This window comes from Bacteroidota bacterium, from assembly GCA_021300195.1.
Lineage (GTDB): Bacteria > Bacteroidota > Bacteroidia > J057 > JAJTIE01 > JAJTIE01.
This window is the reverse complement of the sequence record JAJTIE010000032.1, coordinates 16,794-29,387: the sequence shown is the minus strand read 5'-3', so window position 1 is coordinate 29,387 and position 12,594 is coordinate 16,794. Positions and strand designations below refer to the sequence as shown.

Genomic DNA, 12,594 nt, shown 5'->3' with positions numbered 1-12,594 from the left:
TTAAGCGAAAAAGCCCTATACAAAGATTGTACAGGGCTTTCTTGTTGTGGTAGGCAGACCTACCCCTAGAACGGATAACGGTTTTGTGCAATCAGGGTTTGCGCCACCTTGCGTCTGAGTGCGACCGTATTGACCGCTGCGACCTTCGTAAATCGTTTGGCACCCATGAGCATCATGCGCTGCTCATCACCCTCTGCCATGGCGATTATGGCTAGTCTGGCCGCCTGATGGATTCGATCTGCTGAGTCGGACAGGTATACGTGCAGCATAGCCTTCTTTTCCTCATAGTAGGGTGTTTCCGGGGCCAGCTTTTGCAGGCGGAGCAGGGTACTCTCGGTGGTGTAGGTATACATTACCATATCGGCAATGGCCATCAGGATTTCCTGCTGCTCGGTTAGCTTCTGCATAAACCGCTGTGCAGCATAGCCAGCTACCATCAGAATGGCCTTCTTGAACTGCCCCACGGCTTTTTCGGCAGCGGCCCATTCGCCTTCTGGCTCGTTAAAATCGGGGATCTCCATTAGCTCCTTCTGCACGGCCATTGCTGGGCCCAGCAGGTCCAGTTCGCCCTTTAGAGCCTTCTTCAGCAGATAGTCTACCGTAAGCATCCGGTTGATCTCGTTGGTGCCTTCAAAGATCCGGTTGATCCGGCTATCGCGATAGGCCCGATCCATGGGGTATTCGGCACTAAAGCCGTAGCCTCCCAGTATCTGTACACCCTCATCCACTACATAGTCCAGGGTTTCGCTGCCCAATACTTTTAGCGCGGCACACTCGGCGGCATACTCCTGGGCGGCGCCCAGCACTGCCTGACCATAGGTTTTGCCTGCTGCCTGTAGCTGCTCCTCGTACTGCTGGATATAGTGGCTGGTGCGGTAGGTGGCGCTTTCGGTTGCAAAGATTCGGATAGCCTGCTCGGCCAGTTTGTGCTGAATGGCCCCAAACTGGGCAATGGGCGTCTGAAACTGTTGGCGCTCGGTGGCATACCGGATGGCATCGCTGGCTACCTGCTTGGCCGCACCTAGGGTGGCAGCTGCCAGCTTGATCCGGCCTATGTTGAGTATATTGAATGCAATCAAGTGCCCTTTGCCTATTTCGCCCAGCACGTTCTCCACGGGCACCTTTACATCGCTGAAGAATACCTGGCGGGTACTGCTCCCCTTTATGCCCATTTTGTGCTCTTCTTCGCCAAAGCTGAGTCCTTCGCTCTCCCGCTCCACGATAAACCCGGTAAAGTGCTGGCCGTCTATCTTGGCAAATACCACAAACAGATCGGCAAAGCCGGCATTGGTGATCCACATCTTCTGGCCGTTCAGCACATAGTGCTTGCCATCTGCGCTCAGCACGGCTTTGGTTTTGGCACCCAGGGCATCGCTTCCGCTACCCGGTTCGGTCAGGCAGTAGCTGGCCATCAGTTCGCCACTGGCTAGCTTGGGCAGGTACTTCTCCTTCTGTGCCTCACTACCAAAGTACAGGATAGGCAGGGTGCCTATGCCGGTGTGTGCAGCTAGGGCTACGCTGAAGCTGTGCCCGCTACCCACGGCCTCGGTGGCTAGCAGCCCGGTGTCAAACTTCAGGCCAAAGCCGCCATAGGCCTCGGGTATACTTACCCCCAGCATACCCTGTTCGCCGGCTTTTTTCATTTTTTGCAGCATCAGGCCAGGCGGGTCCATTTTGTCCAGTTCGGCCAAATGTGGGCGTATCTCCGTTTCCACAAAGCTGCTGAACATTTGCGCTATCGACTGCTGCTCCTCGGTAAAGGATTCCGGGATCAGCAGGTTCTCCGTACCAGGCTTTTGTACAAGCCACTGGCCGCCTCGTAGTAGTGTGTTTTCCTGTGATTTTATGTTGGCTTCCATCGTGGTTTTCTTTTGTTTTTGAGTTAAAATTTAATTGAGGCGCTCAAACACCCCGGCTATGCCCTGGCCACCGCCTACACAGGCGGTAACCAGGCCGTACTTTTGGTTGGTACGTCTCAGCTCGCTTAGCGCCTTAAGGGTAAGCACGGCTCCGGTGCAGCCCAGTGGGTGCCCCAGTGCAATGGCACCTCCGTTTGGGTTTACCTTTTCGGGGTCCATGTCCAGCTCGCGCATAACGGCCAGGCTCTGTGCCGCAAAGGCTTCGTTCAGCTCTATCGTGTTCATGTCGGCCAGCTTTAGGCCAGCCCCTTTCAGCGCCTTGGGCACAGCCTCCACCGGCCCGATGCCCATAATGCGGGGGTCTACGCCCGTAACGGCATAGCCTGCCAGGCGGGCTATGGGGGTCAGGTTGTACTCCTTCAGGATTCGTTCGCTTACCACCAGCACATAGGCAGCGCCATCGCTGGTCTGGCTGCTGTTTCCGGCGGTACTCACCCCGTCCAGTTTGAAGGCAGGCTTCAATTTGGCCATGACCTCCAGGTTGGCATCGCGCCGCACCCCCTCGTCTGTGTCTACAGTGTAGCTGCGCGTTTTTCGCTTGTCGCGCTCTACGTATACCTCTTCTAGCTCAACAGGTACAATTTCGTCTTTGAACCGGCCTGCATCTATGGCGGCAGCGGCCCGGCGGTGGCTTTCCAGGCCGAAGACATCGCAGTCCTCGCGCGAGATCCCGTATTTTTCGGACACCGCCTCTGCCGTAAGCCCCATGCTGAAGTACCAATCGGGGTTTTTGATGCTCACCTCGTAGTTGGGTACTATCTTGTATCCGCCCATGGGGATGAGGCTCATGCTCTCGGCCCCACCTGCTACGATGACGTCTGCCATTCCGGAATGGATCTTGGCACTTGCCAGGGCAATGGCATCCAGCCCACTGGCACAGTAGCGGTTTACGGTGCTACCTGCCACCTCTTTGCCAAAGCTGAGGAGGGCAACCATGCGGGCAAAGTTCAGCCCCTGTTCGCCCTCGGGGATGGCGTTGCCCACGATCAGGTCTTCTACCCGGCCCCAGTCGAAACCGGGTAAACTGGCCTTCAGGTGGTGAATCACCCGGGCGGAGAGGTCGTCGGGGCGGGTAAAGCGGAAGCCGCCCTTGCCTGCCTTGCCAATGGCGGAACGGTATCCGGCTACGATATAAGCGTTCATGCGAAAATGGGTTTCAGGTGGATGGGAAAGGTTCTGAGCCTTCTGGCCAGCTCTTGAACAATGCGTTGGTGCTGGGGTAGGGGGCTTAGGCTCATAACTAACTCGCCATGAATGAGCAGCATGGGCTGGTGGGTTTCCAGTAGGGCGGCATAGGCCTCGGCGGTCATGTGCTGGCTGGCATCCTGCATGGCATTTGTGCTTGGGTGGCTTTCAGGCTATTATACGGCTAGTTACGCAGGGGTTTGCCAGTTTTCAGCATGTGCTGTATACGCTCCAGGGTCTTGCGCTCGCCCAGCAGGCTCAGGAAGGCCTCGCGCTCCAGGTTTAGCAGGTATTGCTCGCTTACGTTTTGGGGCTCACTTAGGTCTCCGCCGCATAGCACATAGGCTACCTTTCGGGCTACGGTGGCATCGTGTTCGGTGGCATAGCCGGCATACTGCATCTGGTAGATGGCTGCATAGGCCGCACCCAGGCCGTTGCGGCCCAGTACGCGTACGTCTTGGCGCTCGCTGGGCCGGCGGTAGCCCTGCTGGGCCAGGCCCAGGCAGCGCTGCCGTGCATCGGCCAGCTGGCGGCGCTTGTTCAGGCTGTAGTAGTCTTGCCCCCGGCGCAGGATGCGCAGGTCGTAGGCCTCTTCGGCCGAGGTGGCCACTTTGGCCTGCGCTATGGTGAGCAGGTAGTCGCTAAAGGCATTGAGTTCGATATCGCCGTTTCGGTACTCGTCGGCCAGGCGTAGGGCAAATTCCTTGGTGCCGCCGCCGCCGGGTATCAGGCCCACGCCCACCTCCACCAGGCCGATGTAGGTTTCGGCATGGGCTTGTACGGCATCGGCATGCAGGGTCATTTCGCAGCCGCCGCCCAGCGTTAGGCCGTGTGGGGTTACTACCACCGGCACATCGCTATAGCGCACGCGCATGGTGGTTTTCTGGAAGTACTGTATAGCATAGTTCAGTTCGTCCCACTCCTGCTCTATGGCCATCATGAGCACGAGGGCCAAGTTGGCCCCGGCGCTGAACTGCTCGCCCTGGTTGCCGATCACTACCCCATTGTAGCCTTCGCTTTCGGCCTTGTCGAGGGCCCGGTGTATGCCACTCAGTACCTCGGAGCCCAGGGTGTTCATTTTGCTGTGGAACTCCACGCCCAGTATGCCCTCGCCCAGGTCGAAGATGCTGCAGCCGGCATTGCCCCACAGCACCCGGCTATGCCGTAGGGTATCCAGGATGAGGAACTGCTCGGTGCCGGGTATGGGCTGGTGGCTTTTGTGCGCAATGTCATAGTAGGTACGGGCACCCCCCTGTATCTGGTAGAAGTGGGTGTGCCCAGCGGCCAGCATCTCGCTCACCCAGGGGGCAATCTTATAGCCTGCTGCCTCGGCGGCCTTCAGCTGGCGTTCTACCCCCAGCAGATCCCATTTCTCGAAGGCACCTAGCCCCCAGCCAAAGCCTGCCTTTATGCCGTCGTCTATCTGGTACAGGTGGTCGGCCACCTCGGGGATGCGGTGGGATACATAGGCAAATACGCCCCAGAAAAACTCCTGCAAGAAGCGCGCATGCGGGTCTTGCCCCTGCATGATGAGCTTCAGCCGGTCTTCTACGCGGTCTACTGGCTTCAGGGCTGCCAGGGTGGGCGAACTGGGTTTCTGCTGGGGTGCGTAGGCCTTGCCCTTCAGGTTCAGGCTCAGGATTTCGGTCTTGCCGCCCTGCTTCTCTTTTCGGTAGAAGCCCTTCCCGCTTTTGTCTCCCCAGTACTCATTTGCTACCATCCACTGCACATACTCGGGTAGGCTGAATACGTCTCGTGCCTCGTCCTGTGGGCAGTTTTCCTGTATGCCCCGGGCTACCTTGGCGGCGGTGTCTAGCCCCACCAGGTCGCAGGTGCGGAAGGTGGCACTCTTGGGGTGGCCTATCAGCGGGCCGGTCAGCTTGTCCACTTCCTCCACCGTCAGGCCGTATTTCTCCGTTAGCTGAAACAGGTGGCAGATGGCGTAGATGCCAATCCGGTTGGCTATAAAGGCGGGAGTATCCTTGCACAGCACGGTACGCTTGCCCAGGTGCAGGTCTCCGTAGTGCATCAGGAAGCGTACCACAGCGGGGTCGGTATCTGGTGCGGGTATCACCTCCAGCAGCTCCAGGTAGCGGGGCGGATTGAAGAAGTGGGTGCCGCAGAAGTGGCGTCGGAAGTCTTCGCTCCGCCCCTGGGCCAGCATGTGCATGGGGATGCCGCTGGTATTGGTGGTAATGAGGGTGCCGGGCCGGCGGTACTGCTCTAGCCGCTCATACACCTGCTGCTTGATATCCAGCCGCTCCACCACTACTTCTATGATCCAGTCGGCCTCTGCCACCCGGTTCAGGTCGTCCGTCAGGTTGCCCAGCGTTACACGCCCGGCTGTGGCCTGGCCATAGGTGGGGCTGGGGCTGCTCTTCAGCGCCTCCTGAAACAGCCGGTTTACCACCCCGTTTCGCCATTTGGGGCTGTCTTCAGTCAGGCCTGCCTTGCGGTCGGCCTCGCTCAGCTCGCGCGGCAGCACGTCTAGTAGCAGGGCTTCTACGCCGATGTTTGCAAAGTGCAGGGCTATGCGGCTGCCCATTATGCCCGCACCCAGCACCGCCACGCGGCGGATGTGGCGGGCACCGCTATCGCCGGTTTGGGCCGGCACCTTCCTTGTTTCGGTTACTACAGTTTGCATCGGTATTTTCAGTACATCACGGGGTGCTAGGGGTAGCCACAGGCTGGGGCAGCCTTGTACGCAACGTAATATATGCATTATCTGTTCCGGTGCGCCGGCTTGCGGTTTTTGGCGCTGTTTATTTTGTGCCAATTGTGCTACAGTGGGGGTGGGGTAGGGGCACAGGTACCTATCCTTCATTTTTTCTGTAGGGGAAACCGATATTCCGCTTGCAGGTATGCTGCTTGTTCGTATATTTGCTGCCCAATTCCTGGGGGATTAGCTCAGCTGGCTAGAGCGCTTGCATGGCATGCAAGAGGTCATGGGTTCGACTCCCTTATCCTCCACAAAATACCGTGATTAACAGGTAGTTAGATTTTTGCTAGTCTACCTGTTAGTCAAATTTTAATCCGCAAAAATAAACTGGCTCCCCCTATTTTTTTTCTGATAGGGTACTTGTGCCAGGACTATTCAGTTCTGAGCCTTCAACTTTTTGTGCGCAGTGGGTAGACGGATGAGAAATGTGTCGGGCCTTAACATTTCTCCAAAAAGGCATCCAGTTCACTTCTGCGAAAAAGTACCTTGCGGCCAATTGTTCTCCCCTTCAGTACGCCGTTCAAGCGCATGCGGTACAGTGTGGGCTTGCTTACAGTGAGGTAGGCACAGGCTTCCTTCAGACTAAGCCACTCTTCGGGCACGGTTGGCGAATTGGTTTGCTGCAAAATTCGCTCTACCACCTCCTCAATAAGTGCCTCCAGCTGTTTGCTACTTAATACGACAATACCCTCTTTCATGGCGCTTCTGCTACGCCCAAAAATAAGCACACGCAGAGTGCCCCCCGCTTTGGACTGGCAATCCCCCTACCAACGCTTGCCAAGAATTACCAACGCTTGCCAAGAATTACCAACGCTTGCCAAGAATTACCAATTCTTTCCTATTCTCCTGGGGCCTTGAAAACTGTATTCGCTCAGTATGATTTAAGCAGGCAAGAGATGTACCCCACCCGATGCGGTCTTAGCCTCATTTCGGCTTGGTCTTTTTCCTGGAGCATGTATGCAGCCGAAGTGCATTTGGCTATTTCAGCCCGTGTACTGTACACCTGCCAGGGAGGAGGAGGCTGCCTGCATAGCCGGGCTGGCCATCCCTACCCTACAGCAGAGGTGCGGCCACAGCACGGTAGATAGGACCTACCGTTACCTGCGCAAATAGACCTGCTGCGCAGCGATGCGGCTAGAGAGAAGAGGTGGTAGGTGCGTATGCAGAAAAGTAGTGTAAGCTTCCCCCTTCTTCGGCCATTCATCTGAGAGCCCCAAGACAAGCCCCTTATGGGGCGCGTCAGTTTTTCATTCATTTGTAAATTCCGAAGTATGAAGCGCATAAGAATCACCGAGACCCAAATAGTACAGCTGCTGAAGCAGCACGAACAAGGCGTAAAAGTTGCAGACATTTGTCGCGAGCACGGCATCAGCCCCGCCACCTTCCACCGCTGCAAGGCACGGTATGGCGGCATGGAAGCCAGCGAACTGAAACGTGTACGTGAGCTGGAAGAGGAGAACGCCCGGCTGAAAAAGATGTATGCAGAGCTAAGCCTGCTGCACCACGCCTTTAAGGACGCTGTCGAAAAAAAGCTTTAGGGGCTACACAGCGGCGCTCCGTGTGCAAACACATGATAGAAGCGTACGGTGTAAGCCAGCGGCAAGCCTGCAAGCTCTTGCACCTGCCGCGCAGCACCTACGCCTATCAACACCGCCGCTGCAACGACGGCCCCCTCATCGACGCTTTGACCGAACTGGTCACCCACCACCCGTACATTGGCTTCTGGATGTGCTACCGTCGCCTGCGACAGCAAGGCCATACATGGAACCACAAGCGGCTCTACCGCGTGTACACCCAGTTGCGCTTAAATCTGCGCCGCAAGGCCAAAAAACGCCTGCCTGCCCGCGTTAAGCAGCCCCTCCTACAGCCCCAGGGCCCCAACCAGGTGTGGAGCATGGATTTTGTACACGACAGCCTCTGGAACGGACGCAGTTTCCGCGCCCTGAATATCATGGACGACTACAACCGCTAGGTGCTGCACGTGGAAATTGACACCTCATTGCCCGCCCTGCGCGTGCTGGAGATGCTGCGCGACACCTACACCCTGCCCAAAGCCATCGGTACTGACAATGGGCCCGAATTCATCAGCGAAGAACTCGAAGACTGGTGCAACAAACACCACGTCCAAATCCAGTACATGCAACCTGGAAAGCCCACGCAAAATGCCCTTATAGAGCGATTTAACGGCACATACCGAAGAGAGGTGCTGGACGCACATGTGTTTGAAAACCTGCACCATGCCCGCATGATAAGTCAACAGTGGCTACAGCACTACAACCACTATAGACCACATTCAGCACTCAACGACTTAACCTCAAACGAATACTTTAATCTGTATCAAAAAAAGGGGGGAAGACACAGGCTATATTCTTTTCACTCAAACCATACATATCAGGTCCGCCACTTTTTTTATTTTTTCCTGACGAGCAACAATTGCATTGAAGTCCTCTTTGTAAATGCTGTTAAACTTCCAGACCTGCTTTGTGTCCAAAAAACTTCTCAAAAATTCCCTTCCCTTTTCCGTAGCCATAGCATAGTCGAACATCTTCTCTACTGTCCACGATTTTTTTAATTCAAATTCGCATTTATCTGCGAATTCCTTAAGCTCTCTTTTGCCTACAATGCCAGGAATGCTCTCCAGGTCCTTTGATTCTGAGAAGAAGCCTAACTTTACAAATTTACTAAGAGCACTCTTCTCATCTAAACCTATACTTCTCGTTTTATGGCTACTTTGACTAGTCCAATAATCACCCGAAATATCAAAAAAAATAAAGCCGCTCACTCACACTTAAATATTGAAGTTTTGTTAGTATATCTGTTGTTATATTTATTGGATATGACTCATTCAAGTCGACGATATTGTAAAGTGGAAACTCATTCCAATAATCCGGAGCTTCTATTCTCATCTGCTTGATAAACCTATTTGCTTTATTAATCAACAACCTGAAGTTTTTTGTGTCCAATTCGAAAGAATAAACACTTAATACTTTAGCTAATAAAGTAGATTTCCCCTTGTCTGTAATCCAAAAATCTCTATTAAAACCGTCACTGTTACCAGCCAAGTCAAATAGAGCTTTCATATCACGTATTGCATTACCGTCAATGATTAGGTATGAGGTATAATCTCTTTTTTTGTTTTTCGAAGATGAATCTAATTTACTTGACGTTGACTTGAACCTTCTTTCTGCTGGTGGTAAGAATTGCTCAGGGTACTCAAAACCATAGACATTTCTGAATTTAGTATATTCATTCTTTATTGTTTTTAGTACGTCCTCATAATTCCCCTTCTCATTTTCATTTTGTTGTCGAATACTCTCGATGAGTTTCGCATATGAAAGATTAACAAGTCCGAAGTCCCCGTTTTTAAATCCCCTGTCTATTGCCGCAATATGCCATTTTATGGCATCAACTCTGTCGGGGAAATAGAGTTCATTTATTTTGGACTTAAATTCATTGTCTCGTTGGCCAATTGCCACTTTTTTGTGATTCTTCTTTACCTTTGCCAGAAAACAAATAAAAAGCCCAACGCCTACTAATATTAAAATTGTTTTCATAGTATAGTTTATCCAAATAAAACCATCGGCAATTTTAGTCTACTTTGCGCAGCTAAGTTTTAAAAAAATCACTCAAACAACCTTTCCGACTGTTGCAGGATGAGCTCGGTAGCGGCGGCCTGCTTGTCGGGTGGGTAGTCATAGCGCTTCAATATACGCTTTACGAGCACACGCATCTTGGCGCGCACGTTTTCTTTGATTGACCAGTCGATGGAGGCATTGCGCCGTATGTGTTCGGCCAAGTCGTGGGCTATGGCCTTCAGGATTTCGTCGCCTAGCACCGCTACGGCACTTTCGCTGGTGGCAAGGGCATCGTAAAAGGCCATTTCGGCTTCATTCAGGCCCAGCTGCTCGCCGCGCCGCTGTGCAGCGTCTACCCCCCGTGCCAGCTGTATCAGTTCTTCTATTACCTGAGCGGTGGTGATCAGGTTATTCTGGTACCGCTTTACGGCCTCTTGCAGCATCTCGGAGAACTTGCGACTCTGCACCAGGTTGGTAGCAAAGCGGAGCTTTATCTCGTCGGCCAGCAGGCGCTGCAGCAGTTCGGCTGCCAGGTTGCGGGCGGTCATGCCCTGCACCTCGGCCAGAAACTCCTCGGACAGGATGGACACCTCGGGCTTTTGCAGGCCTGCGGTGGCAAATACATCCACAATCTCCTGGGTCACCAGCGCCGCCGACACGATCTGCCGGATGGCTGTGTCTACCTGCCGGTCGGTATACTTCTTGTCTTTTTCGCCCAGCTTGCGCAGGTAGGTCATCACATACTGAAACAGGCCCACCTCGTCGCGTATGGCCAGCGCCTGTGGGTGGGGCACAGAGAGGGCAAAGGCCTTGAGCAGCTCGGTAGTGAACTGCAAGAACCGCTGCCGACCGTTGGTGAGGGCGGGGTTCAGCAGGTAGTCGGCCATCTGGATAACAAAGCGGAGCTTGCCCGCTTTGTCTTGCTGAAAATACGCCTGGTAGTCAAAGGCGGGCTGCTGCTCGGCAAACAGCTGGCATACTATCTCGTAGCGTTTCAGCATTTCGCCCACGGCCTCTTCTTGGTCAAAGGTGGGCCTGCCCCTGCCCCCACTGGCCGCGTAGGTCAGCAGCACCTGCTTCAGGTCTTGGGCTATGCCTATGTAGTCTACCACCAGGCCCCCGGTTTTGTCTTTGCCATACACGCGGTTTACACGTGCTATGGCCTGGGCCAGGTTGTGGCCCTTCATCGGTTTGTCTACATACAGGGTATGCAGTACCGGTGCGTCGAAGCCGGTGAGCCACATGTCGCACACGATGACGAGTTGCAGCGGGTCTTGTGGATTCTTTAGGCGGGTGGCTATGCGGTCGTTGCCCTCTTTGTTGCGTGCATGGGGCTGCCAGTGCACGGGGTCTTTGGCGCTGCCGGTCATCACCACCTTTAGTACGCCCTGTGTGTCGTCGGGGCTGTGCCAGTCTGGGCGCATGGCCACCATGGCCTCATATAGCTCCACACAGAGCCTGCGGCTGTAGCATACAATCATCCCCTTGCCGGGCAGGGTGGCCACGCGCTGGCCGTAGTGTTGCACAATGTCTTCGGCTATGCGGTGTATGCGGCCTGGGTCGCCTATGATGGATTCCAGATTGGCATGTTTGGCAATGGCGCGCTGGCTGGCCGTCAGGTCGGCGTCGTCCACATACTCGGCTATCAGGGTGTCCAGCTGCTCCTGCATGCCCTCCCTTAGCGCTATGCGTACCAGCCTGCTTTCGTAGTAGATTTTCACGGTGGCGCCATCTTCCACCGCCTGCTGCAGGTCGTATATGTCTATGTACTCGCCAAATACGGCCTGCGTGTTGCGGTCGTCTTTCTCTATGGGTGTGCCGGTGAAGCCGATGAAGGCGGCATGGGGCAGCGCATCGCGCATGTGGCGAGCCAGCCCGTCCAAGAAGCCGTACTGGGTGCGGTGGGCCTCGTCGGCTATCACAATGATGTTCTGCCGCTCCGACAGGCAGGGGTACTGGTCTTCGTCCTCAAAGGGCAAAAACTTCTGTATGGTGGTGAAGACGATGCCGCCACTGGCCACCTGTAGCAGCTGGCGCAGGTGCCTGCGGCTTTCGGCCTTGGCGGGCTCTTGGCGCAGCAGCAGCTTGCATTTGCTGAAGGTTTCGTGCAGCTGGCCGTCCAGGTCGGCGCGGTCTGTCAGCACCACCAGGGTGGGGTTGCCCAGCGGCGCATCCACCGCCATCTTGCCTGCATAAAACACCATGGTAAGGCTTTTGCCGCTGCCCTGCGTATGCCATACCACGCCACAGCGCCCCTCGGCGCCGGGGGCCACTGCGGCGCGGGTGCGCTCGGTGGCTTTTTCCACGGCGTTGTACTGGTGGTAGGTGGCCAGCTTCTTGAGGGTGCGGCCCTCGCCCTGCTCAAAGACGGTGTAGTGGCGCACCAGGCGCAGCAGCACATCGGGCCGCAGCATGCCGCGTATCATCACTTCCAGCTGGGGCATCACTTTATCTGGCACGGGCTGGGCGTCCACGGTCTTCCAGGGCATAAAGCGCTCAAAGTCTGCCGACAGGGTGCCTGCGCGGGCAAAAAAGCCGTCCGATGCCACCATCAGCGCATTGTAGCTGAAGAGCTGGGGCAGCAGGGCCTTGTAGGTCTGCAGCTGGTGGTAGGCTGCCTCGGTGTCGGCCTCTTCGTTGGCAGGGTTTTTCAGCTCGATGACCACCAGGGGCAGGCCGTTGACAAACAGTATGATGTCGGGCCTGCGGTTGGGCGGGTCTTTGGGTTTTAGGGTGAACTGGCTGACGGCCCAGCAGCTGTTGCGGCCGGGCTGGTCAAAGTCGATGAGCTGCACCAGGTCGTTCACGGTGTGGCCCTCGGCGTTTTTGTACTGCACGGGCACGCCCTGCTCTATCAGGTAGCGGTACAGGGTCAGGTTGTTGGCCAGCACATCGGGCCCATGTGCTAGCTGGGTTACCCTGGCCGCGGCCTCGTCCAGGGCGCTCTGCGGCAGGGTGGGGTTCAGCACCCCCAGGGCGTAGGCCAGCTGGCCGGGCAGCAGGGCGTCTTCCCAGCGGCTGCGCTCGGGCTGCGCAGCGTCGGGCGCCAGGTGGGGCCCATAGTGGCAGGCCCAGCCCATGTCGGCCAGCAGTGCCAGCGCCTGCTGCTCCAGTTGGTCTTCGGTGTAGAGGGGCATGGTAGCTTGTAACTGTATGGTTTGGACCTAAAGGTCTTAATCCAAAGTTACAGCTATCT

Annotated in this window: 8 protein-coding genes, 1 tRNA gene and 1 pseudogene; 2 read left to right on the top strand and 8 right to left on the bottom strand. The window is 55.6% G+C overall.

The genetic code is table 11. The features are described 5' to 3' along the window. Nucleotides 1-65: 65 nt before the first annotated feature. From LW884_07930 to LW884_07915, 4 genes are read right to left on the bottom strand one after another with little or no spacing between them, the layout of a single operon-like run. A complete protein-coding gene (locus LW884_07930; GenBank protein ID MCE3008255.1) occupies nucleotides 66-1,859 on the bottom strand; it encodes an acyl-CoA dehydrogenase family protein in 1,794 nt (597 codons plus the stop codon). A 30-nt stretch (nucleotides 1,860-1,889) separates the two neighbouring features. Continuing rightward, nucleotides 1,890-3,062: an acetyl-CoA C-acyltransferase gene (locus tag LW884_07925; protein MCE3008254.1), complete on the bottom strand. Its 1,173-nt coding sequence runs from the start codon at nucleotides 3,060-3,062 to the stop codon at nucleotides 1,890-1,892. Next, nucleotides 3,059-3,250: a hypothetical protein gene (locus LW884_07920; GenBank protein MCE3008253.1), complete on the bottom strand. Its 192-nt coding sequence runs from the start codon at nucleotides 3,248-3,250 to the stop codon at nucleotides 3,059-3,061. The genes LW884_07925 and LW884_07920 overlap by 4 nt, the downstream gene beginning before the upstream one ends. 38 nt (nucleotides 3,251-3,288) lie before the next feature. Further along, nucleotides 3,289-5,748 carry a 3-hydroxyacyl-CoA dehydrogenase/enoyl-CoA hydratase family protein gene (locus tag LW884_07915; protein ID MCE3008252.1) on the bottom strand — a complete coding sequence of 820 codons (2,460 nt, stop codon included), beginning with the start codon at nucleotides 5,746-5,748 and terminating at the stop codon, nucleotides 3,289-3,291. A 252-nt stretch (nucleotides 5,749-6,000) separates the two neighbouring features. Between LW884_07915 and LW884_07910 the strand changes: the two genes are divergently transcribed. Continuing rightward, nucleotides 6,001-6,074, top strand: a tRNA-Ala gene (locus tag LW884_07910). A 186-nt stretch (nucleotides 6,075-6,260) separates the two neighbouring features. Here the strand turns inward: LW884_07910 and LW884_07905 are convergent. Beyond that, nucleotides 6,261-6,521 carry a helix-turn-helix domain-containing protein gene (locus tag LW884_07905; protein MCE3008251.1) on the bottom strand — a complete coding sequence of 87 codons (261 nt, stop codon included), beginning with the start codon at nucleotides 6,519-6,521 and terminating at the stop codon, nucleotides 6,261-6,263. Between the two features lie 573 nt (nucleotides 6,522-7,094). Between LW884_07905 and LW884_07900 the strand changes: the two are divergent. Next, nucleotides 7,095-8,149 (top strand): annotated as a pseudogene (locus LW884_07900) (IS3 family transposase). A gap of 51 nt (nucleotides 8,150-8,200) precedes the next feature. Here LW884_07900 and LW884_07895 read toward each other — a convergent pair. The 3 genes from LW884_07895 to LW884_07885 all read right to left on the bottom strand — a co-directional run bounded on the left by LW884_07895 (nucleotide 8,201) and on the right by LW884_07885 (nucleotide 12,535). Further along, the gene (locus LW884_07895; GenBank protein MCE3008250.1) at nucleotides 8,201-8,605 is read right to left on the bottom strand and encodes a hypothetical protein; all 405 of its coding nucleotides are present in this window, start codon (nucleotides 8,603-8,605) and stop codon (nucleotides 8,201-8,203) included. After that, nucleotides 8,583-9,377, bottom strand: a complete 795-nt coding sequence (locus tag LW884_07890; protein MCE3008249.1) for a hypothetical protein — start codon at nucleotides 9,375-9,377, stop codon at nucleotides 8,583-8,585. Before LW884_07890 ends, LW884_07895 begins: the two co-directional genes overlap by 23 nt. Nucleotides 9,378-9,445: 68 nt before the next feature. Next, nucleotides 9,446-12,535, bottom strand: coding sequence for a type I restriction endonuclease subunit R (locus LW884_07885; protein MCE3008248.1), 3,090 nt, complete (start codon nucleotides 12,533-12,535; stop codon nucleotides 9,446-9,448). Between the last annotated feature and the right edge of the window lie 59 nt (nucleotides 12,536-12,594).

Coding starts and splice junctions, on each gene's coding strand:
- LW884_07920 (MCE3008253.1), bottom strand. CDS start 3,250: ATGCAGGATGCCAGCCAGCACATGACCGCCGAGGCCTATGCCGCCCTA.
- LW884_07905 (MCE3008251.1), bottom strand. CDS start 6,521: ATGAAAGAGGGTATTGTCGTATTAAGTAGCAAACAGCTGGAGGCACTT.
- LW884_07890 (MCE3008249.1), bottom strand. CDS start 9,377: ATGAAAACAATTTTAATATTAGTAGGCGTTGGGCTTTTTATTTGTTTT.
- LW884_07885 (MCE3008248.1), bottom strand. CDS start 12,535: ATGCCCCTCTACACCGAAGACCAACTGGAGCAGCAGGCGCTGGCACTG.
- LW884_07930 (MCE3008255.1), bottom strand. CDS start 1,859: ATGGAAGCCAACATAAAATCACAGGAAAACACACTACTACGAGGCGGC.
- LW884_07915 (MCE3008252.1), bottom strand. CDS start 5,748: ATGCAAACTGTAGTAACCGAAACAAGGAAGGTGCCGGCCCAAACCGGC.
- LW884_07925 (MCE3008254.1), bottom strand. CDS start 3,062: ATGAACGCTTATATCGTAGCCGGATACCGTTCCGCCATTGGCAAGGCA.